The following is a 22605-nucleotide window of genomic DNA, read 5'->3' on the forward strand; positions in this document are numbered from 1 at the left end:
CAACACCAATTGTGGCAAGTTCCTTCATCTTGCCACCGATTTTCTCAACAACAATAACTCCGATATTGCCGGATGGATATTTCTTTTTGCGGACAAACATAGTTAAAATATCTTTCGTGTCACCCAATATTAGGTGACACAAAGATACAAAATATTGTTTATCAACAAGTTATAAAATGCATGTTTTTTGAGTGACGAAGTCAGGAAAAAGCCACACAAAAGCCCCACCCCCAGCCCCTCCCCCGCAGGGAGGGGAGTGATATGCACAATTGGCTATAGAAACCCAACTATAGTCAAAGCATGCAAAAGACAAAATATAACAATTTGTTATAAGAGTCAATTGCACATTGCTAACAAAGCATACTACTCCCCTCCCTACGGGGGAGGGGTTAGGGGGTGGGGCTTTTTATGTGATTGTAAGTTTTCTCCCTAATTTTGTATATATTATCAATCGAAAATCTATATCTTTGCATCGTAATGGAAACAGATAAATATATACGCCGATGAAGCTATTGATAAAGAACATGGTTTGTCCGCGCTGCATATCGGCAGCGAAGGAAATTCTTGAGTCGGAAGGCCTGACGGTGAAGTCAATAAGTTTGGGCGATGCAGAGATAGAGCAAGAGCTTACTGCCGGGCAACGTTTTTCTATTGCGAGGAAATTGCACGACATAGGTTTTGAACTGCTTGACGACCCACGCTCGCAATTGGTGGAGCAGATACGCATAGCCGTACAACAATGGGTAAGAAAGAATGAGGAGCGTACTAAGCTGTCCGATTATCTGTCGCGTCAGCTCAACAAGGACTATAGTACATTAAGCAAGCTGTTCTCTGAAGTGCGAGGCATCACCATCGAACGGTTCTCCATCCTGCACCGTATTGAATATGCCAAGGAACTTCTGTGCTATAGTCAGCTTTCTACAAGCGAGATTGCATATAGGCTTGGATATAGTTCGCCGGCACACCTCTCCTCACAGTTCAAGCAAGTGACGGGTATGACTCCAAAAGGATTTCGCGAAATGGGAAAACACGACAGAACATCCCTGGATGCATTGTAATACAATACTGTCGCTGAACGTAAATTGTCGTAAATGTCACGTGAATATTCGAAAATTGTTGTTGTGTAGAAATACGCAGTATAAATATAATTCATGCTAATTCACGTTAAGAAAAAATATATTGTTATTAGTATTAGAGATTGTTATAAAATAAAGTACATGAGAAAAATATTGATTGGTTTATTGGGATATACATTTGTGTCGCAGCAGATTTCGGCACAGACGGATAGTATAGCCAATACGCACGAATTGAAGAATGTGACAGTGAAAGCCACCAACGGCATCAAGTCGAAATACAGAGTGGATAACGCCGAGATAATAGGACAAGGCCAACTGATACGTGCTGCTTGCTGCAACCTTGGCGAGTCGTTCACTGCTAATCCTTCGGTCGACGTGAGCTACAGCGACGCTGCCACTGGTGCGAAGCAGATAAAGCTGCTTGGACTTAGCGGCACTTATGTGCAGATGCTCACGGAGAACATCCCTAATCTGCGTGGTGCTTCCTTGCCTTATAGCTTAGGCTATGTGCCTGGTCCTTGGATGCAGTCGATACAGGTGAGCAAGGGTGCTTCGAGCGTCAAGAACGGATATGAGAGCACTACGGGTCAGATAAACATTGAGTTTCTGAAACCACAGGGCACAGATGGTGTGCGAGCGAATGTTTATCAGGATAGCGAACTGAAGACAGAGGTCAACCTCGATGGAAGCATACATCTCAACGACCGCCTTTCTACGGCAACCCTCCTTCACTTCGAGAACCGACAGATGGATCATGACGGCAATGGCGACGGCTTTATGGATATGCCCAAGTTGCGACAATACAACCTTATGCACCGCTGGGCGTATGTGTCGCCACGGTGGATAAGCCAGTTGATGTTGCGTGGTTTGCACGATGAGCGCGAAGGCGGACAAAGCCGTAAGCACGCTAATGCTGCTTCATCGGAACTTCTCTACTCAACCTCAGTAAAGACCAACCGCTATGAGATGCAATGGAAAAACGGTTTTACCCTTAATGCCGATCACAACACGTCAATAGCCTTGATGCTACATGGCTCGTGGCATGATGCCGACAATATGTTTGGAACCACCCAATATGATGTCACTCAGAAAAATGGTTATGCCCAACTGATGTTTGAGACTGATATTACGGAGAATCATAACGTTAGTTTAGGTGCGTCGTTCAACCACGACTACTATGACGAACGTTTCAACCCATTGGGTGCATTGCCTAAAGCAGAAAGCAAGGTGACAAAGGAGACCACTCCTGGTCTGTATGCTCAGTACACATATAAGTTGGGCGACAAGCTTACTGTAATGCCTGGCGTGCGTTGGGATCATTCCAATCTTTACGGCAGCTTCCTGACACCACGTCTGCATATCAAGTATTCTCCATCAAATATTGTCACGCTACGCACTTCGGTAGGCAAGGGCTATCGTTCACCTCATGCCTTGGCAGAGAACGTTACGCTGTTGGCAAGTGGCAGAGAGATAATCATCGATCCGAACCTTAAGCAGGAGGAGGCATGGAACATGGGAGCTTCTTTGGGCTTCAACATCCCCCTCTTCGGCAAGAATCTTGAGCTGAATGCGGAGTATTACTACACCGACTTCAAGCATCAGATGATAATCAACTTCGATGGAGCCAAAGGAAGTCATACTCTCTCGTTTGAGAATCTCGACGGCAAGAGCTATAGCCACACCTTCCAGGTGGATGCCACATACTCATTGTTCAGTGGTATGTCTGCCACTGCAGCCTTCCGCTTGAACGATGTTAAGTGTACTTATGATGGCAGTCTGCGCCAGAAGCCTCTCACGTCACGCTATAAAGGATTGCTTACTCTCTCGTATAAGACACCGCTGGAGCTTTGGCAGTTCGACATGACAGGTCAGCTAAATGGTGGCGGCGAGCTTTACGACCGCAGCAGCTATCCTGCCTACTTCCAGTTGCAGGCGCAAGTGACACGAGAGTTCCGCAACTTCAGCCTTTACTTAGGTGGCGAAAATCTCACCAACTATAAGATGGACTCCCCGATACAAAGTGCTCATCATCCATGGAGCGCCGCCTTCGATGCCACTCAGGTGTGGGGACCTGTAACGGGAGCGATGGCTTACGTAGGCATTAGATTCAAATTAGAGAAGTTATAATACATACATTCATCATTAAAAAATCAGGACAATATGAAGAATCTTTTAACAGCATTTATGCTCATGCTTGCCGGCAACAGCTTTGCACAGACTGCAGCCGACACATTAGTGGTAACCACTCAGCCGCAGATGCACTGCCAGGGTTGCGAGAACAAGATCAAGAGCAACATCCGCTTTGTGAAAGGCACAAAGCAAATCAGCACCTCACTCGAAGAGCAGAAGGTCACTATCGTATACAACTCCAAGAAAGCCAACTACGACGACTTTGTTGCGGCCTTCAAGAAAATTGGGTATGAGATAAAGAAGAAATAAATTTCCAGTTGGAAGTTGAGAGTTTATTCAAGTTGAGAATTGAGAGTTGAGAGTTAAGGGTTATGATTACCATGCTAAACATTTAATGTTAAAGCATATCATAACTTTCAATTCTCAACTCTCAATTCTCAACTAATCAGAGCCTCTCGCAGAACTCAATCTTCTCCTTGTTCGGTCCCTCGATAGTGAAGAACTTAACTCCGTTCTCCCAGAACGGCAAACCATTTACTTGTGTGTCGAGCATCTTCAGTCCGGCACGCTGCACTACCTTGAACAGTTCGTCGATGTTCTTTACGTCGATGGCGATGTGGTCGATGGCACCGTACGCCATTGCTGCCTGGCGATTCTGATAAGTCTCTATCACGAGATTGTGGAGCTGCAGGAAAGCCACTTCCTCTGAGCCGTTCACGGTGCGAAGGGCTGTTGTGAAACCCAGTGTGAGGTAGAAGTTGATGGTCTCCTCAATGTTGTTTGTCGGGATACCGATGTGCTGAACGCCTGTTGTGAAATCTTTGATGTTCATAATGCTAATGGATTTTATGGATGTTTATGGATTTTATGTTGTCAATCTAAGTGTTTTATAAGTGGATGATTTGTGCGCCAATCTGGAAGTAAGCCTTCTCCGTCTGCGGATTCCACATTCCCATTGCATGTACTGGAATTGTACAGGAACCTATCTTCAGGTCGTGGCTCACTTTCAGTTGTGTATGCACTACGCCCGAAGTTTCGCCGTAGAAGTTTTGTTTCTCGCCAGCCTTGTTCAGGGCGAATGCTCCTCCCACTCCTGCATCCACTCTCCATCCCTCCTTATTATATACGGGATATTCGGCATAAACGAATGTAGAGTATTTCTGAGTGTTGTTGTCGGCCGAGCGGTCGCGTCCGAACATTATCGTCGACCAGCTCAGCAGCAATGGAAACCGAGGCTGCTGGAAACGGTAATTGAGCGTGCAATTCAGAAATCGTCCTGTCTCATGGGCCTTATAGTTGAAGTACTGGCGATTGTTGTACGTTGCACCCGGTGAAAAGTTGTAGGTGTCCATAGCCGAGAACTCGAAGCCCGCACCCCGTACTGTGACATAATGGTTGAACTCCTTATATGAGCCTTGAGTATTTGTGCCTCCCCACAGTCCGAGTGTCATGTGTCCATTGGCAAACGTATAGCCAAGGTCAGTGAGTATAAGGCAACCGTCAGCCACCTCCATGCCTCGCCACAGATGGTTGTTCTGCAAGTCGGCAGTAAGGTGGATTTGTGCTGAAGCCGTCAGGCATATTGCCGAGGCAATGAGTGATGTGGTGATTCTTTTCATTTGCAAGGTTTTAGGTTTTCTGTTATTACTGTTTACGCTTGCAAATTTACGTCATCCCAAATAGGTGACAAAACAAAAAAACGCCTTGTTTATTGGGAACGTTACCGCAATCGTTCCCAATTTGCGCAAACGTTCCCAAAGCAAATCCTCCTAATGTAAAAACAAAATAATTGAAAACCGATAGATAACAAAAACCAATAAAGCCCGACAAGAGCGATATAAGTACTCACTTCCTGTCGGGCTGAAAAAACTCAAACTTAATTAACTTTTATGTATCCAACTTATCTTTCTTCTTATCTATTGTTCTTCGGTTTCTGTTCGAGATCGACAATCACCTTCATTGAAGTCTCGCGGTGAGTGTCGATATACTTGTAGGCATCATCGTATTCTTCGAAAGCGAAGCGGTTGCTAACGAGAGGCTTGAGGTTTACAATGCCGCGCGATACATAGTCGATAGCTGTCTGATAGTCCTCGTGGCGATACATCATCGAGCCTATGAGTCGCAGCTCGTGCTCGCCAAGGTGGAACATGCTAAGAGCAGGGTCCTTGGCAAAGACAGCCACAACAACGATGTCGCTGCCCTTTTCGATAGTCTCCATAAGCGAGCGTATTGAAGACTCAACACCAGCCACCTCGAAGCCAACCTGATAACCCTCGTCGCCGAAAAGTTCTTTGGCAGCTTCCTTCAATGGTCGCTTTGTGATATTGAGAGTGTCGGCAATGCCACACTCGCGAGCCTTGGCAAGTCGAAGGTCGCTCACATCTGTTATGAGCACTCGCTTTGCTCCGCGAGCCTTGCAGAACTGAGCCACAAGATTGCCGATAGTTCCCGCTCCGCTTACCACAACGTTCTTGCCTTTCACGTCGGTGCGGTTGCTTGCATGTGCGCCTACTGCCGCAGGCTCAACCATAGCTCCATAGTCGAGACTCATTCCCTCTGGCAATTTAACCACACGGTCGTCGTCGATAATGAAGTAGTCTTGTGCGCAACCGTCAGCCTGGAAAGCCTGCACACGCAGATGCTCGCATACATTATATTGTCCACGCTTACAAGGATTGCATTCTCCGCAAACCAGTTGTGGGCGTGCTGTGATGTTGTCGCCAGGCTTGCAAACCGTCACTTTGCTGCCACATGCCACAACCACAGCCGAATATTCATGTCCCTGAACAACGGGATAGAATGTGGCAGGATGGAGTCCGTGGTAAGAGTGGATCTCGCTGCCGCAGATGCCAATGCGCTTGATGTTGACGAGTATCTGGTGTTCCTTAAGGTCTGCTGCCTTAGGTGCTGCCACTTCTTTGAACTCAATGTGCTTAGGGGCTACTAATATTGCTTGTCTCATAGTTGTAATGTTTTTAAAGGATGTTATTGTAATGTTTTTATTTGTTATACGATTTTATAATTTGTTCTTGATCACCTTCAGTTCCTCCACTATCTTGTTGTACACATGGCGGTGGAGCTTGTAGAAGCACAGACACACAGCTGTTACCATCCAAAGCATACCAGGAATAGTGGAGAACGTGTGGCGCATGATATTTATTACGTCAGCATTCTGCTCTGCTCCTGCCACATATCCTGCCGAGTCGAGAGCCAAGGCAAACATTGCTGTGCCGAGAGCCATGCCCATCTTGTTGGCAAGTGACACGAAGGCATACTGAAAACCATCGTTGCGTATGCCCGTCTTCCATTCGCCATATTCCACACAGTCGGGTATTACGGCATAGATGGCTGTGTTGAAGCCAGAGAAGAAGAACCAGGCTATTGCCGAGCATATATAGAACTGGATAGGGGTGGTGTTAGGACTGAAGAAATAGAGCAATGCCATGAATATTCCGCAGAGTAGAGCGAAAACGGCTGCTGCATATCCCTTGTTGCCAGTCTTGCGGAACATCCACGGGAAGCAGGCGGCTCCTGCTATTGACGGCAATATGATAGCCATGGAATAGTAGCTGAAGAGCGTTGCCGAACCTTCAACATAGGTGAAGTAGTAGAGGATGTCGGCATTGCGTCCGTAGAGAATGAATCCAAAGAGAAACTGTCCGAGAATGGCAAGCTGATAAGGGCGGTTTGCAAGTACCGACTTCAGCTGTACCGAAAGAGGAAGTTTCTGTCCCACAGGCACCTCAACCACCTCTTTTGTCTTGCTGAAGCAGAACAGATGGCAGGCGGCGAATATAATGCCATATATTATAGCTACTGCCAGATAGCCGAACTGTGCGTTGCCCTTACCCAAGAATGTTACGAGAGGCACGGTTATGATGTTCAGCACACCGATGGCAATCATCGCGCTCACCGAGCGGCTTGTGTTAAGTTTGGCTCTCTCGTCAATGTCCTGTGTCATAGCTCCGCAGAGTGTGCCGTAAGGCAGGTTGACGCAAGTGTAGCCAAGCACCAAGATGCAGTAGGTCACAGCCATATACACAATCTTTGCAGTCTGGCTCCAATCGGGGTGTGCCCAGAATGTGAGCATAAGTATGATAGCCGTTATAGGTGCTCCGAAGAGAAGCCAAGGGCGGAAGCGTCCCCAACGAGTGTGGGTCTTGTCGGTAAGGGTTCCGATGATAGGGTCGTTCACGGCATCCCATATTCTCGATATGAGCATAAGTGTAGCCACCGCGCTCATTCCGATGCCAAACACGTCGGTGTAGAAAATCATGAGGAAGTTGCTTACGAACATCCAACTGAAGTTGCAGCCTACATCGCCCATTCCATAGGCAATCTTGCTGATGAACGGCACACGGCCTTTGTTTGAAGTTGTATTCATTTACTTTTAGGTTTTTTTGTTATTTTCTGACGCAAAGTTAATGCTTTCCCGCAAGATAAATGGTAAGAAAATATCAGACTTTTTACGCAACCGTTCCCGCAACCGTTCCCGATTGGCGCAACCGTTCCCAGAGATTCCTATTGATGTATAACTGAGAAAGAAAGCTATTCGCACAACATCCATTTATGCTTTCTTTTCTTCTCAATACCGAATCTTTTTACTAATTTTGCATTATCATTTCTGTAATAGCTAAAAACAAAGATAATGTCGAAATACATCACCATAAAGGATATAGCCAACGAACTTGGTATTTCTAAGTCGACAGTCTCTCGCGCTCTTTCGGGCGACTCCTCGAATGTGAAGGCAGAGACAATGCAACTCATCACCGAGACAGCACGCCGCATGGGCTATCATCGCAACGAGATGGCTGTGAGTTTGCGCAAGCAAAGCTCTCACAATATAGGCATCATCATTCCCGAGATAGTCACATCTTTTTATATGACCTTCATAAGTCATGTGCAGGCAATATTGCGCGAACATGGATACAATGTGCTGATAGCAGCATCCAACGAAAGCTACAAACAGGAACGTGAGAATATAGATATGATGGAGCGTTGCATGGTCGACGGGCTTCTCATCAGCGTTTGCGACAAGGACCGCAATGCCGATATCTACCGCCATATCGTTTCGCATGGCACACCGGTTGTGTTCTTCGACCGTACTGTTGAGAATGTTGAGGCCTCGCAAGTGAGGCTCGACGATTATATAATGTCGTTCTTCATGGTGAAACAGCTCATCCGCAGCGGTTGCAAACAGATTGTTCATATCCCTGGACCTTCGCGCATACGCAATGGTTATGAGCGTCTGCGTGGCTATCGCGACGCACTTGAGAAGTTTCATATAGCCTATAATCCTGACCTTGTGTTGCCTCCGGCATTGAGTGCCGATGAGGGTAGTCAAGTTATGAGCAACTTTCTTGCTAAGAATATAGCATTTGACGCTGTGTTTGGATTCACCGAGACGTCACTTATAGGTGCAAAGAGCATAATACAAAAACGTGGACTGCATATACCCGAAGAAGTGTGCGTTTGCTGTGTGTCAGGCACTACTCTCTGCACACTTGTTCATCCCACAATTACTGCCGTGGAACAGCCTGTTGAGCAAATGGCTGCTGAGGCATGCCGATTGCTCATGGCGAAAATATCTGATAGCGACAAGCAAGTGGAGGATGTTGTGCTGAGGGGAGAAATAGTGGAAAGGGAGTCAACCGAATAAACAGGAGCACACCCCTGAAAGGGGCTGACTCTGAACCAGGGGAATACGCAATCGTTTGCATAGCGTAATCCTTTTTTGCATAGTCCATACACGCCGACACAGAAAAACGTATTAATTTTGGAGCAAGAAATAATATCACCTAAACTTATAAACTAAAAAATTACCGATTGCGACTATGCAAAAAAATTACACTTAAGGGACAGACCGTTTATGTGAGCGGAACGGCTACTGCCATCGAGAACATCACAATGGAAGAGGCCCTAAGCACCACCGACGATGCTTGGTACACCATAACTGGCATACGCATAAACAAGCCAACACAGACTGGTCTCAACATCCATAACGGAAAGAAAGTAATAATCAGAAAATAAGAATTAATTTATGAAAAAGATAACGAACCGAGGTATACTGATGTTGCTGGTGCTCTTTGCCTTTGCATCCAACATCTTCGCCGACAACAAATACGGACTTAAAGACAATATTCAGGAGGGCGTGATACTGCATTGCTTCGACTGGAAACTGAGTGACATACAGGCTGAAATACCCAACATAGCAAAAGCTGGTTTTACAGCTGTGCAGACTTCGCCCTTGCATCAGAAAGAACCTCTTAACTCTGCATGGTACATGACTTACCAGCCTTACGACTATATCATAGGCAACGGCGTTACACAGTCGTTCTCTAATGGTAATGTAAGCACATCTACCGGTAACCTTACATACAGAGGAATATCTGCCAACAAACTGGTATACTGGGGCGAGAGCCATGACACCTACGCAAATGACCCGGGTGATGGCTGGAGCAAATATGTAGACCAGAATTACAAAGGTAAACCACAACGACATTGTACTGCCAGGTACTGACAAGTTTGTCTATTTCGACAACAGCAACAGCTGGGCTAATGTATATTGCTACTTCTACAACGGCAAGACATCATCGACGACATGGCCTGGCGTGAAGATGACTTACGATGCAAGCGCTTCGCACAACGGCAAGACGGGATGGTACAAAGTAGAGATTCCGGCTGGCTACACCAACGCCAAATTCTTCATCAACGACGGAACACAGGGCACAGCCATAAACGAAACCAACGCTTCTACTACAACGGTGGTGAACAAGGGAGAATAATAAATAAATGTGGCTCATCCAGGCAAATACCAGGATGAGCCACATTTTGTATCTCGTCTACTTGTCCACTGTTTAGCAAGTTTTATGACTTGCTAAACTTTAATATATTTTAAATGAACGGTTTTCTTTTTGTAGTGTCTTCGATTTCCACTAACTTTGCACTCTATTATACACAATATTATATATAAAGATATGGAATTGATACTGAAATATTTCCCCAACCTTACCGACACGCAACGCTTGCAGTTTGCCAAGCTCAAGGAGCTGTACGAGGACTGGAACAGCAAGATAAACGTGATCTCGCGTAAGGACATGGACAACTTCTACGAACACCATGTGCTGCACTCGCTTGCCATAGCCCACGAGATAAAGTTCCGCGACGGCTCGCGCATACTCGACCTTGGCACGGGCGGAGGCTTCCCCGGCATTCCCTTGGCTATAATGTTTCCCGAGTGCCAGTTTAAGATGATCGACCGCACGGGCAAGAAGATTCGCGTGGTGAACGAGGTGGCACAGGCCATCGCTCTGAAGAACGTTGTGGCAGAGCAGCTGTCGGGCGAAGAGGAGAAGGCACAGTACGACTTCGTGGTCAGCCGTGCAGTAATGCCCCTGCCCGACCTCGTGAAGATCATTAAGAAGAACATCTCACACAAGAACCAGCACAACTCGCTGCCCAACGGACTCATCTGTCTGAAGGGAGGCAATCTGCAGGCCGAGACCCAGCCGTTCAAGAAGATTGTGAGCCTCACCGAGATTCACGACATGTTCGACGAGGAATGGTTTAAGGAGAAATATCTGATTTACCTGCCACTGTAAAAGGTAAAAAAGTAAAAAAGTAAAAAGTAAAAAGTTAAAAAGGCTTAGTAAGGCTTAGATAGGCTTAGTAAGGCTTAGTAAGGCCCAGCTAAGCTAAAAAAACAAAATATGCTTAAGATAGAAACTTTCACATGCAACATGCTGCAGGAGAACTGCTATGTTGTGAGCGACGACACCAAGGAATGTGTCATCATCGACTGCGGTGCCTACTACGAGGCTGAAAAACTGGCTATCGAGAAATACATCAAGACTAACGAGCTGAAGCCCGTTCACCTCATTGCCACTCACGGACATCTCGACCACAACTTCGGCGACGCTTTCATAACAAAGACTTACGGACTGCCACTCGAGATTGACAGCTCCGACGAAAGCTACGTGCTGGCTGCCGACAAGCAGGCTGCCTACTTCGGAATTACTCTCGACGAGCCTATCGTGACTGAGACCAAGACATTCAAGGCTGGCGACATCATCAAGTTCGGCACACACGAGATTGAGGTAATCGAGACTCCGGGACACTCTATGGGCAGCGTAGTGCTCTACATAAAGGACGAGAAGGTGGCTTTCACCGGCGACACCCTGTTCCGTGGCTCTATAGGCCGTACCGACTTCGAAGGCGGCAGCATGCTCATGATCATTCAGAGCCTGCGCATGTTTGTGCAGTTCCCCGACGACATCACTCTGCTGCCCGGACATGGACAGCAGACTACTATGGGATATGAGTTGGCACACAACCCCTATCTGGACAGATAAGACGAGAAAGATTTGAAAACAGAAAAGATAATACTCGGCATCGACCCCGGCACCAACGTCATGGGTTATGGAGTGCTGAGAGCAACGGGCAACAAGGCAGAAATGGTGGCTATGGGTGTCATCGACATGCGCCGTGACTCCGACCCTTATCTGCGACTGGGCAAGATACACAGCCGCGTGACGGAGATAATCGACCAGTTCCTGCCCGACGAAATGGCTATCGAAGCCCCCTTCTTCGGCAAGAACGTACAGTCGATGCTCAAGCTCGGACGCTCGCAAGGCGTGGCAATAGCGGCTGCCGTTGGTCATAGCGTACCAGTACACGAATATGCTCCGATGAAGATAAAGATGGCGATAACCGGACAGGGACAGGCCTCGAAGGAACAGGTGGCCGACATGCTCAAGCGTCTGCTCCGACTCAACGCCGACCAGATGCCAAAGCTTATGGATGCCACCGACGCCCTGGGCGTGGCTTACTGCCACTTCATGCAGCAGGGACGCCCCGTGACAGACACACACTACAACGGGTGGAAAGATTTCATCAACAAGAATCAGGATAGACTATGCAAAGGATAATTGACATTAAGAATGGGGTGACACGCATGCCCGAATGGCGCATGGCACAGCCCGTGAACTTCGAACTTCTCGACGGTGAGAACATAGCAATAACGGGCCCCAACGGAGGCGGCAAGTCAATGTTCGTAGACATCATCACGGGCAAGCATCCGCTTCTGGGCGACAGCATCAAGTACGACTTCACGCCGTCAACCAAGGAGTACATCTCAGACAACATCAAATACGTCTGCTTCAAGGATACTTACGGAGGCGACAACGACTCTACGTATTATCTGCAGCAGCGATGGAATCAGACCGAGATTAATCCCGAAACGGCTACCGTAGGCTCACGTCTCGAAGCAGCATATCAGGCAGCTGGCGACGACACCGAAGAGCGCCGCCACTTACAGCAGCACATATACGAGCTGTTCGGACTGGAGTCGTTGCTCGACAAGTACGTCATACTGCTGTCGAGCGGCGAACTGCGCAAGCTGGTCATCGCATCGTCAATATTCTCGCAGCCCCGACTGCTCATCATCGACAATCCTTACATAGGACTCGACAAGGAGGCACGCGAACAACTCACCAATCTGCTGCAGATTCTTTCGACCGAGCACGGCATTCAGATAATGCTCGTAGTGAACCGCACCAAGGACATCCCGGAGTTTGTGTCGCACGTAGTTGAGGTGAGCGGCATGACAGTAGGACGCAAGATGACACGTAGCGAGTATATGGCTCAGCAACAGCCCGACGACACTCCTGCCAACATACCCGACAACTGGCGCCAGATGATTGAACAGATGGCATACAAGGAGGAGGAATACAATGCACAACGCGTAGTAGACATGCACAAGGTGTGCATACGCTACGGCGAGCGAACAATTCTGAAAGACCTCGACTGGCAGGTGATGAACGGCGAATATTGGGCGCTGACCGGACGCAACGGCAGCGGAAAGTCTACGCTGCTGAGCCTTGTATGTGCCGACAATCCGCAGAGCTACGCTTGCGACATCACTCTCTTCGACAAGACAAGAGGAAGCGGCGAAAGCATCTGGGACATCAAGAAGCACATAGGCTACGTTTCGCCCGAAATGCACCGTGCCTTCCGCAGCAACGTGACGGTAGAACGCATAGTGGCAAGCGGATTCAGCAACGCCGTGAGCCTGTACGTAAAGCCCGACCCTCAGAATCACGAAACATGCCTCAAATGGATGAGCATATTCGGAATAGAGCAGCTTGCCGACAAGAGTTTCCTGAAGCTATCAAGCGGCGAACAGCGGTTGGTGTTGCTGGCAAGAGCCATGGTGAAGGATCCCGAACTGCTGATTTTCGACGAACCGTTGCACGGACTCGACGAGCCCAACCGCCGACACGTCAAGCAGGTGATAGAGGCTTTCTGCCAGCGCAAGGGCAAGACCCTTATCATGGTGACCCACTACGAAGACGAACTGCCTGCGTGCATCAACCACAAGAAGATACTTTATAAAAACAAATAAAAACGAATATTACGTATGAAAAGAATCGTATTGATACTCGCCATGATATGTGCCACCATAGCAAATGCTTCGGCACAAGAGATACTGAAGGAGGTAAAGCGTCTTGAGAAACAGGCTGAAACACTTGCCAACGATACAACAAAGAATCTGAACGAGCGCAAAATCGCCTGCTTCAAGTACGATGCCATCTTCTATCTCATTGATAAGGGTAGCCAGGATGGCACATTCACAGAGTACAATCTGGGCGAACAGACCAACGCTATGATTGAATTTGTCAACCTGTTTGTGAAACGCCTCAGCCAAACCACCAAAGCAAAGGACAAGGAGCTACTGAAGGCTAAGTTCCGCACGGCTACTATCAACAACTCATTGTTCAACGATGTCGACAAGGAGGTGATATACAGCTATGTCGACAACGAGAAGTTCATCACACAGTTCTCACTCGACACCAACTGGGTGAAAGCTCTTGAGGCTGTAACAAAGTAAAAATGAACGGCCAGCAAATTACCGAACGATTAGCAAGCAAGGGCATACGACCAACAGCCAACCGCATTTTGGTGTACGACGCTCTTGCCCGCCAAGAGTCTCCACAAAGTCTTAAGAACATGGAGAATCTCCTGCTGTCGATGGACAAGTCGAGCATATTCCGCGTGCTTACATTATTCCTCAAGCACGACGTTGTACATGCCTTTGAAGACGGACGCGGAGTGATGAACTATGAATTGTGCAACGAACAGGGCGAATGCCACCATCACGACAACCACGTACATTTCTACTGCGAAGTGTGCGGACGCTCGTTCTGTATGGAGAATGTACCGGTTCCTGTGTTCTCTCTGCCCCCCGGCTTCAGCCAGCACTCAGCCTCGTTCGTCATCAAGGGCGAATGTCCAAACTGCAAATCCAAGAAAACAAAAACAACATTGTAACACTATATAGAAGTGAAACAATGTTGTTTTTTAGTTCTATTTGTTTTAAAACAACGCAGCCAGCAGCCCGTCACACGCTTCCTCTATAAGGTCGAGAGCATAATCAAAGTCCGAAAGGTCGCCATAGTAAGGGTCGGGCACAACGGTTGCCTTGCTTCCCTCAGGCATATAATCGGCAAGCATGCGCACCTTTTGGCGAGCCTCTTCGGTTGGAGCTTTAGACGTGACAATACGATAGTTGTCGCTGTCCATAACCAGCAGCAAGTCGAAGTCGTCAAAGTCCGACTGGCGTATCTGTCGGGCATGGCTGTCGAAACGGTAGCCTCTCAAAGCACCACGTTCGCGCATGCGACGGTCGGGCAATTGTCCTACATGCCAGTCGCCTATACCAGCCGAGTCAATCACAAATTCGTCATCCTTATGGGCAGCATGCACCTTGGCACGCATCACGCCCTCAGCTGCCGGCGAACGGCAAATATTTCCAAGACATATAAACAGCAGCCGATGCAGGGTTTTATCACTTGTTTTCATTGTTCAAAAATATATAGTTTATATTATTATTTTGCAAACACTCAACATTCAACATTCAACACTCAACCACTACCCCTCTGTAGTAACAATCGTTACATCAGAGAAATCCTCCATATAGTCAATCATCCGCAGACAGTTGCTCTCGCCACGCTTCACCTTCAACTGTATGTCAGCCTCAAAAATCTCGCCTTGCGAGGTGAAGCTGTCCTTCAGTTCATACAGCTGAATCTCCATGCCCTCATGCTTCAACTTCTCAATAAGATGGCGCACGCTATCCTTCGACGGAGCCTTGAACGACAGCTCTACTGTCGACGTGCCCAACTGCGGAATCAAGGCATTGAGCACCTCAAGGCCGAGCAGTACCATAAACGTAGCTATTGAAGCGGCAGCATACATACCAGTACCGCAAGCCAATCCGATGGCAGCCGTCACCCATAGTCCGGCAGCCGTCGTCAGTCCACGCACCACATTCTTCTGGAATATGATAGTGCCGGCACCAAGGAATCCGATGCCCGAAACCACCTGTGCCGCCACACGCGACGAGTCTTTCAGGTCGATGCCAAACCCGAACTGGGACACAAGGCAGAAGAGTGCACTGCCCAAGGCAACAAGAAAATGAGTGCGAAAACCAGCCTCCTTGGCTCTGTATTCACGCTCAATGCCTATGGCACCTCCCAGCAGAAGAGCCAACGAAAGACGTATTGTTATTTCGATATAGGTTGCATCCATAGTGATTGTTGTTTTAAGGGTAATACGAAAAGCCTTTTTGCCTATTGGCGGATGTAAAGTTACAAAATATAATTCTGACTACAAAATAATAGTATAAATACAAAAAAAAGTAGAGGTCAGAACTGGGCGCTCCCAGCCGACCTCTACAAATCTATCAAATATGATCTAATAAATCCTTATGTTTATGCCTTAAGTCATCCTTTACTTAGCCTCGTTCTCCGGACGAAGCTCGCGAACTGTCTCGGCAGCGCGCCACATCTCCATGTCGTGCATAGCCTTAAGTTCGGCGTTGAGTTTCTCACGATAGTCGGGCTTAGAGTTAGAATCGATTGAAATCTGAGCCTCGTTACCAGTCTTGACTGAGAGGTAGAGCCACTCCATAACCGGCTTGATAGCCTCGCGGAATCGAGGAGCCCAATCCAAGGCACCACGCTGTGCTGTTGTAGAGCAGTTGGCATACATCCAGTCCATACCCTTCTCAGCGAAGAGAGGCATAAGGCTCTGTGTCAGCTCCTCAACAGTCTCGTTGAAAGCCTCAGAAGGAGAGTGTCCGTGCTCGCGCAGAACCTCATACTGAGCCTCAAGCAGTCCCTCGATAGCACCCATCAGCGAGCCACGCTCACCTGTAAGGTCTGAAGTAGCCTCACGCTGGAATGTAGTCTTGAACAGATAGCCGGCACCGATACCGATACCGAAGGCGATTGTCTTCTCCTCAGCCTTGCCTGAGTGGTCCTGATATACTGCATAAGAGCAGTTCAAGCCACGGCCCTCGAGGAACATTGTACGGAGCGAAGTACCCGAGCCCTTAGGAGCCACCATGATGACATCTACATCAGCAGGAGGAACTACGCCTGTGCGGTCGTTCCAGTTGATAGCGAAGCCGTGTGAATAGTAAAGGGTCTTGCCCGGTGTGAGATATTGTTTGATTTTCGGCCATACTGCAATCTGACCAGCGTCAGAAAGAAGCATGCAGATGATAGTACCCTTCTCGGCTGCCTCTTCTACAGAGAACAGAGTCTTGCCCGGCACCCAACCATCGGCTACAGCCTTGTCATAAGTCTTGCCTGGACGCTGACCAACGATTACATTAAATCCGTTGTCGCGCAAGTTACCTGCCTGACCAGGTCCCTGAATACCGTATCCCAAAATGGCAATTGTTTCGTTTTTAAGAACTTCACGTGCTTTTTCCAATGAAAACTCTTTGCTGGTGACTACAGTCTCTACAACGCCACCGAAATTCATTTGTGCCATACTACAATTGTTTTGTGCGGTCAAACTGACGACCGCGGGTTTATATATTTCCTTTATATTAGTTGTCTTGCAAACTATTGATTGGAGTGTTTTTATACTGGTCGAGGTGTTATTTTGTTCCTTTTACGAGTGCAAAGATAATAAATTATAAGCTACCTGCAAATTTTTATATCAGTTTTTTACAAATTAATTTCACTTCTGCACAATTCGTTCGTTTATGTGCCATTCTGACAACACTTTTCACTCTTTTACTTTTTTTACCTTTTTACTTTTCTACTTCTTTACTTTTTTATGTAAGTTTGCAAAACAAAATTAACCATATCTATTATAGACAATCAAAACACATACAAATAAAATGAACAAACTGACCATCAGAATCATCTCCGCACTTGCCTTGGCTGGTACTATGCCCGCCAAAGCGCAGTTCAAACTTGTCAATCCCGTGCCGCAGAACATACAGAGCACAGGATTTGCACAGTTGCCACAAAGCGTTAGTATCAAGACCAGCAACAACCGAGACAACTCGTTTGCCGTTGCCACTTTAAAGAATGGCATGAAGGTGGAATCCAACGCAAAGTTTACCATAACACTTGGCATCAAGGGCGACAAGTGTGTCAAGGCATACGCCAAGCATCTTCCACGAAAGGCTGAGGGATACTGGCTCAGCATCAACGACAAGGGAGCCGTAATCATAGGCAACGACGAGGAGGGACTCTTCTACGGCGTGCAGACATTGCTCGGCTCAATAGCCAAGGGCAAGCTTGAGAAAGGCACCGTTACCGACTGGCCCGACGTTGACTTCCGCGGAACTGTAGAGGGTTTCTATGGCACACCGTGGAGCCACGAGGCCCGCCTCAGCCAGATTGCCTTCTATGGTCGCAACAAGATGAACACATACATCTACGGACCGAAGGACGACCCCTATCATCGCGACCAGTGGCGCAAGCCCTACCCTACCGACGAGGCCAACCGCATTAAGGAACTCAACGAGGTGTCGAAGCAGAATGGTGTCAACTTCTACTGGGCAATACATCCGGGCGTTGACATCAAGTGGAACAACGAAGACCGCGACAACCTCATCAACAAGCTCGAAATGATGTACGCCCTCGGCATACGCTCATTCGCCGTATTCTTCGACGACATCTGGGGCGAAGGCGCCAAGGCCGACAAGCAAGCCGAACTGCTCAACTATGTCGACGACCACTTCATCAACCGCCATAAGGACATCTCACCTCTTATTATGTGCCCAACCGAATACAACCGTGCTTGGGCAAACGACGAGAAGGGCTATCTGCGCACACTCGGCACCAAGATGAACAAGGACATACGCATTATGTGGACGGGCAACTCCGTGGTGCATTGCATTGACAAGGAGTCGATGCAGTGGATCAACAGCCGTATCGACCGCAAGGCTTACATCTGGTGGAACTTCCCCGTGAGCGACTTCGTGAGAGACCACATTCTGCTCGGTCCAGCCTACGGCAACGGCAAGGACATCGCCGACGACGTGTCGGGATTTGTGTCTAACCCAATGGAACATGCCGAGGCTTCAAAAATCTCGCTCTATGGCATAGCCGACTACACATGGAACATGAAGGCTTACGATGCCGAGACCGACTGGCTCAAGGGCATCAACGACTTGCTGCCTGCCAACGCCGAGGCTCTGCGCACATTCGCACTCTACAACAAGGACCTCGGACAGAACGGACACGGATTCCGCCGCGATGAGGGCGAGGAACTGAAAGATGTGGCAGCAGCTGCCGTAAAGGGCGACCGCAAGGCTATTGAAGAGATCAATGCCAAGTGTCTGCAACTCAAGAACGCTTGCGACCTCCTGCTTTCCGACAAGACCAACAAGGAGCTTATACGCGAACTGCGTCCATGGCTGCTGCAAGCCAAGAACCTTGCCGACTACGGCACTACGGTCGTAATGATGCTCCAAGGCAACCCAGCCATCAGCTTCGACAATCTCTACCGCCAGGCTACATCTATTCAGGAGCAGATGTTCGAGCTTGAGAACTCCGACGTGCGCCACGCTCTTCAGCCCGGCATCAAGGTTGGCACAAAGGTTATGCTGCCCACACTTCACAAGCTCTTCACCCTGGCTGTCGACAACTACAACAGGCTGAACGGCACCACGCTCTCAAATGTGGCAGAATACATGCCATACAAGCTGACGAGCAACGTCGACCAGCTCCGCCTGCTGCCTGTCAGCATCAAGAACACCAACGTCATGGTTGCCCCTTCCAACGAGGTAATCAACTGGCAGAAGGACGGATTCATCGAGATAGAGACCGACCACGAGGTAACGCTCAACGGTATGGACTTCAACTTCGACGTTGAGAACATTGCCCATAAGTTCAAGCTCGAAGTCTTCACAGGTGGCGCATGGCAACCTATCAGCCTCAGCATGAACCAGCGTCGAAAGACAGTAGTGAACACCGGCGCAGAGATTGACGGACTGAAGGCCAAAAAGCTTCGCCTCACCAACATCTCGGGTGAAGACCTGAAAGTCTACTTCCGCAGCTTCAAGTTTGCTACCAAGTAAAGTAGAATAGCATTAAGCAAAACAGACGGTCTGAACGGCTGATAGCTACATAAGCTATTAGTCTCGTTCAGACCGTCTGTTGGTTTAATCGCTATACTATCGTCAGCACTACGCCCTTGCGGCGCTTTATGTTTTTCTCAATACGTTCGTAAAGCCTGTCAAACGTATGCGACGACTTTATCACCAGTCCCGGGATGTACTCCTTGCCTATGATTATGCTGCCGTTCTTCAGCGTGAAGGGACCGTTGCCTGGTCTAAGAACAGCGCCGCTTGGAGTGGTGGGCAACCTGCGGCAGAGTTTCCTGTCTATCTCCAGCTCCAATGGATATGAGCCAGCAGGGAGATAATTACGAGGATGCTCTAAGGTGGCGCAAATAGTGCGACCGTTTATAATGAGCATGCCGTCTACGCCATAGGGCGAGTAGCGGTAGCGTTTGATTTCTATCAGCATGTTATTGAATTTTGAATTAGGAGTTTTGAGTTTTGAATTGTGACAAAATGACAAGATGACAAGATGACAAGATGAGTTTTGAATTAGGAGTTTTGAATTTTTAATTCACAACTGAATAATTCTCAATCGCAGGCGTAGCCGAGAATAACTCAACATTCAACATTCAAAACTCAACATTCATAATGTCTTCTGATACTTCAGGTTTTGTAAATCAACTATCAATCCTTGCTTGCGCCAATTCTTGAGCATCTGATGCACGGCGTTGCGCGACGTGTTGGCACCCTTCACGGCGATGCTGTGCTGTAGGGCTTGCTCAAAGCTGAAGGTAGTGTCCAGACGCTCGAAGATTGAGTCGTTCCTGCCTCGTTTGGTGCGCTCCGAAACGGCACGTCCGCAATAGTCTTTCGACGAGAATGCCGCCTCTATGCGGTCGCGGAAGAAGTGCAGGGCGTTGTCTATCTGATAATCGGCAAGCACGTCGAAGGCAGCGAGAAACGAGGGTTGCTGCTGCTTCACTGTCAGCTCCTTCCACAGTCCAGGCTGCTGTTTCAAGCGTGTCTCGGCGCCAGTCAGTCCGTGGCGGTCTATCAGCTGTGCAGCCACTCGGCAGAGCATCAGACAGGTCATCATGCGCATCGTCGTGGGACAGATACGGAAGCGTTGGCGTGCCTTCACCTTGTCGTCGTTCTTCATCGTCTCCAGTCGCACCTGCTCCAGCCATTGCCTGCCCTTTGCCTCCAGCTTGGGCAGCACCACCTCGCCCTGCATCAATGGCAGCAAGTGGGCAATCTGACGGATGCGCTCACGCTGGCGCTCTGTCAATACGTGGAGATTTTCGGTAAGAGGCGTGAAAGTGTTGTCGGGCGTGCGTGCTATGGCTATACGGCTTTGGAATCCGTCCGTGTAGTTGGTCACCACACGGTAGAGAGCATCGGGCGTTCCGCACATCACCACGTTCCACAGCAAGCGGTCGATATGCACGTTCACGGCCTCGGCACTTCGCGCCTCACGCTCGTAGCTTGTGCCATCGTAAGCCTGTCGCAGCATCACGGAGAAGTCGCTCATAGCCGACCGCCATTTCTGCGCCACGGTGTCAGCCTCGGGCGTGAACGAGAAGGCGTGCTGTCCGTTTGTGTTGGCAAGTCGCTCGGCAAGGTTGGCTACGGTATTGTTGAGCGTCAGACAGCGCACGGGCAGCTTAGGTTCTTCGGGCTGTTCCTTCTTGTTTTTGGCTGCTCGCTTCTTGGCTCGCCATTCGTCCTCCTGCTGCTGATACATCTTGTCCATTGCCCTCACTTCCTGCGTCCACTCCTCCACAACGGGGTCGATGCTGCCCTTGCCTGAGGCGAAGTCGCCGGCTATGTACGAGATGAGGTTCAGGGAGTTCATCTTGCCGTGCACGTCCACCTTCACGCCCGTTGCCAGCATACCTATCACGGGGCAAATGGCTGTCAGTACTGGCAGCGCCAAGGCAGGACCGACAGCGTCGATAGAATCCTTCACGCCCTGCGGCATTCGTGGCAGCGCATTGTAGTAGAACAGCTCGTCCTGCGCCAGCGCCTCGTCTATACCGTCGGTTTCCGCCTGTTCTACGTCTGCGCCTGTTATGCGCTCCTGTCGCAAGGCAAGCAGCACGTCCTTGAGTCGCTTGGGCATCTGCGTGCGCTTCTCGCTCAGGGCAGAGTCGATACAGGCAAGCTTCTCCGCCTCTGGAAATCCGTCGTAACACGGAATGATGCTGTCCAGCAGTTGGCGGTCGAAACCGCAGATGTGGCGGAGGTTGACGGCAAGCTCAAAGGTCAGCGTGTTGCGGTTGCTGCGCACAGGCTCCTGCGAGTCGTTGTACATTGCCCACCACTTGCGGATGATGTCGGCGTAGGGAATGCCTAAGTAAGAGGTTGTGTGTTGAGGTGTTGAGGTTGAAGTTGTGTGTTGAGATGTTGAGATGGTGTTAGTTTGCTGTGCAGCTGACGAGGAAATCTCACCACCACAACCCCTCAACACAACACCATCATTATCGAATAAATCTGCATCTACGAATAACAACTTTTCGCATGGAGGTGTAAAGAACACACGAGTTATGTCTTTTGCTCCCTTGTCGTACTGCACGCCGAGCAGCTGCGACGCCCATTTCAGGTTCTCTTCCTGCGAGAGTTCCGGCTTGCGCTTGAAAGCGATGTGGTAGCCCTTGTTGGCAGAGCGTTCGAGCATCAGCAGTCCCAGTTCGTCCTTCTTGCCCATCACGAGATCGGGCACGCTCGCCATCTTCTGCTCATAGTCAGCAGCCTTAGGGTCGAAGTCGATGTCCATACCCACCGACCGGCTCATTCGTGTAGAACCTTTCAGCGTGCCATCGTCGTTAGGCAGACACGAGTAGTTCATCTGCACCATGTGGTGCTTGTCGGCTGTGCGGTTGTGCTGTGAGTCACGCAGCAGCCTGTATTCCGTTTCGTCCTTGACGGGGCGCATAAGCTTTGCCCCGTCCTTGTAATAAATTGTATATACACTCATAATATTAATTAAAAGCCCTACCCCCGACCCCTCAATAGGAAGGGAAAAGC

The 22605-nt window shown here is 48.8% G+C and carries 23 protein-coding genes; 14 read left to right on the top strand and 9 right to left on the bottom strand.

Going from position 1 to position 22605, the window contains the following annotated elements; genetic code table 11:
- The first annotated feature begins 503 nt into the window (after positions 1-503).
- The 3 genes from I6E38_RS10535 (at position 504) to I6E38_RS10545 (ending at position 3515) form a co-directional block, all read left to right on the top strand.
- Positions 504-1058 (top strand): helix-turn-helix domain-containing protein, encoded by a 555-nt coding sequence (locus I6E38_RS10535; protein WP_235393960.1) that lies wholly within the window; start codon positions 504-506, stop codon positions 1056-1058.
- A 159-nt stretch (positions 1059-1217) separates the two neighbouring features.
- Positions 1218-3203: a TonB-dependent receptor plug domain-containing protein gene (locus I6E38_RS10540; RefSeq protein WP_235393961.1), complete on the top strand. Its 1986-nt coding sequence runs from the start codon at positions 1218-1220 to the stop codon at positions 3201-3203.
- 33 nt (positions 3204-3236) lie between these two features.
- Complete coding sequence (locus I6E38_RS10545; RefSeq protein ID WP_235393962.1) at positions 3237-3515, top strand: heavy-metal-associated domain-containing protein; 279 nt, start codon at positions 3237-3239, stop codon at positions 3513-3515.
- Positions 3516-3651: 136 nt separating this feature from the next.
- Here the strand turns inward: I6E38_RS10545 and I6E38_RS10550 are convergent, their stop codons facing one another.
- The 4 genes from I6E38_RS10550 to I6E38_RS10565 form a co-directional block, all read right to left on the bottom strand.
- A complete protein-coding gene (locus I6E38_RS10550; RefSeq protein WP_235393963.1) occupies positions 3652-4038 on the bottom strand; it encodes a VOC family protein in 387 nt (128 codons plus the stop codon).
- Positions 4039-4093: 55 nt separating this feature from the next.
- Positions 4094-4825, bottom strand: coding sequence for a hypothetical protein (locus I6E38_RS10555; RefSeq protein ID WP_235393964.1), 732 nt, complete (start codon positions 4823-4825; stop codon positions 4094-4096).
- A 293-nt stretch (positions 4826-5118) separates the two neighbouring features.
- The gene (locus tag I6E38_RS10560; protein WP_235393965.1) at positions 5119-6168 is read right to left on the bottom strand and encodes a zinc-dependent alcohol dehydrogenase; all 1050 of its coding nucleotides are present in this window, start codon (positions 6166-6168) and stop codon (positions 5119-5121) included.
- A gap of 54 nt (positions 6169-6222) precedes the next feature.
- Positions 6223-7590, bottom strand: coding sequence for an MFS transporter (locus I6E38_RS10565; protein ID WP_235393966.1), 1368 nt, complete (start codon positions 7588-7590; stop codon positions 6223-6225).
- Positions 7591-7854: 264 nt separating this feature from the next.
- Between I6E38_RS10565 and I6E38_RS10570 the strand changes: the two genes are divergently transcribed.
- The 10 genes from I6E38_RS10570 (at position 7855) to I6E38_RS10615 (ending at position 14534) form a co-directional block, all read left to right on the top strand.
- Complete coding sequence (locus I6E38_RS10570; protein ID WP_235393967.1) at positions 7855-8865, top strand: LacI family DNA-binding transcriptional regulator; 1011 nt, start codon at positions 7855-7857, stop codon at positions 8863-8865.
- A 167-nt stretch (positions 8866-9032) separates the two neighbouring features.
- On the top strand, positions 9033-9236 hold the full coding sequence (locus I6E38_RS10575) for a hypothetical protein (protein WP_235393968.1): 204 nt from the start codon (positions 9033-9035) through the stop codon (positions 9234-9236).
- Between the two features lie 10 nt (positions 9237-9246).
- Positions 9247-9726 carry a hypothetical protein gene (locus I6E38_RS10580; RefSeq protein ID WP_235393969.1) on the top strand — a complete coding sequence of 160 codons (480 nt, stop codon included), beginning with the start codon at positions 9247-9249 and terminating at the stop codon, positions 9724-9726.
- Entirely contained in the window at positions 9713-9991 is a 279-nt protein-coding gene (locus I6E38_RS10585) for a starch-binding protein (RefSeq protein WP_235393981.1), read from the top strand. The genes I6E38_RS10580 and I6E38_RS10585 overlap by 14 nt, the downstream gene beginning before the upstream one ends.
- Positions 9992-10183: 192 nt before the next feature.
- Positions 10184-10807, top strand: coding sequence for a 16S rRNA (guanine(527)-N(7))-methyltransferase RsmG (rsmG, locus tag I6E38_RS10590; protein ID WP_235393970.1), 624 nt, complete (start codon positions 10184-10186; stop codon positions 10805-10807).
- A gap of 108 nt (positions 10808-10915) precedes the next feature.
- Positions 10916-11557: an MBL fold metallo-hydrolase gene (locus tag I6E38_RS10595; RefSeq protein WP_235393971.1), complete on the top strand. Its 642-nt coding sequence runs from the start codon at positions 10916-10918 to the stop codon at positions 11555-11557.
- A 12-nt stretch (positions 11558-11569) separates the two neighbouring features.
- The gene (gene ruvC / locus I6E38_RS10600; RefSeq protein ID WP_262912370.1) at positions 11570-12133 is read left to right on the top strand and encodes a crossover junction endodeoxyribonuclease RuvC; all 564 of its coding nucleotides are present in this window, start codon (positions 11570-11572) and stop codon (positions 12131-12133) included.
- Entirely contained in the window at positions 12121-13608 is a 1488-nt protein-coding gene (locus tag I6E38_RS10605; RefSeq protein ID WP_235393972.1) for an ATP-binding cassette domain-containing protein, read from the top strand. The genes ruvC and I6E38_RS10605 overlap by 13 nt, the downstream gene beginning before the upstream one ends.
- A gap of 15 nt (positions 13609-13623) precedes the next feature.
- Complete coding sequence (locus I6E38_RS10610; protein ID WP_235393973.1) at positions 13624-14094, top strand: hypothetical protein; 471 nt, start codon at positions 13624-13626, stop codon at positions 14092-14094.
- Between the two features lie 2 nt (positions 14095-14096).
- Positions 14097-14534 (top strand): Fur family transcriptional regulator, encoded by a 438-nt coding sequence (locus tag I6E38_RS10615; RefSeq protein WP_235393974.1) that lies wholly within the window; start codon positions 14097-14099, stop codon positions 14532-14534.
- Positions 14535-14579: 45 nt separating this feature from the next.
- Here the strand turns inward: I6E38_RS10615 and I6E38_RS10620 are convergent, their stop codons facing one another.
- From I6E38_RS10620 to ilvC, 3 genes are all read right to left on the bottom strand, one after another.
- Positions 14580-15065 carry a low molecular weight protein-tyrosine-phosphatase gene (locus I6E38_RS10620; RefSeq protein WP_235393975.1) on the bottom strand — a complete coding sequence of 162 codons (486 nt, stop codon included), beginning with the start codon at positions 15063-15065 and terminating at the stop codon, positions 14580-14582.
- Between the two features lie 69 nt (positions 15066-15134).
- Complete coding sequence (locus tag I6E38_RS10625; RefSeq protein ID WP_235393976.1) at positions 15135-15794, bottom strand: MgtC/SapB family protein; 660 nt, start codon at positions 15792-15794, stop codon at positions 15135-15137.
- Between the two features lie 201 nt (positions 15795-15995).
- Entirely contained in the window at positions 15996-17045 is a 1050-nt protein-coding gene (gene ilvC, locus I6E38_RS10630) for a ketol-acid reductoisomerase (RefSeq protein WP_235393977.1), read from the bottom strand.
- Between the two features lie 355 nt (positions 17046-17400).
- Here ilvC and I6E38_RS10635 point away from each other — a divergent pair, with 355 nt between their 5' ends.
- Entirely contained in the window at positions 17401-19593 is a 2193-nt protein-coding gene (locus I6E38_RS10635) for a beta-N-acetylglucosaminidase (protein WP_235393978.1), read from the top strand.
- Between the two features lie 91 nt (positions 19594-19684).
- Here the strand turns inward: I6E38_RS10635 and I6E38_RS10640 are convergent, their stop codons facing one another.
- Together I6E38_RS10640 and I6E38_RS10645 are read right to left on the bottom strand one after the other, a co-directional pair.
- On the bottom strand, positions 19685-20044 hold the full coding sequence (locus I6E38_RS10640) for a DUF5675 family protein (protein WP_235393979.1): 360 nt from the start codon (positions 20042-20044) through the stop codon (positions 19685-19687).
- 177 nt (positions 20045-20221) lie between these two features.
- The gene (locus I6E38_RS10645) at positions 20222-22555 is read right to left on the bottom strand and encodes a DUF3987 domain-containing protein (protein WP_235393980.1); all 2334 of its coding nucleotides are present in this window, start codon (positions 22553-22555) and stop codon (positions 20222-20224) included.
- Between the last annotated feature and the right edge of the window lie 50 nt (positions 22556-22605).

The organism is Leyella stercorea (assembly GCF_021531355.1).
Lineage (GTDB): Bacteria > Bacteroidota > Bacteroidia > Bacteroidales > Bacteroidaceae > Prevotella.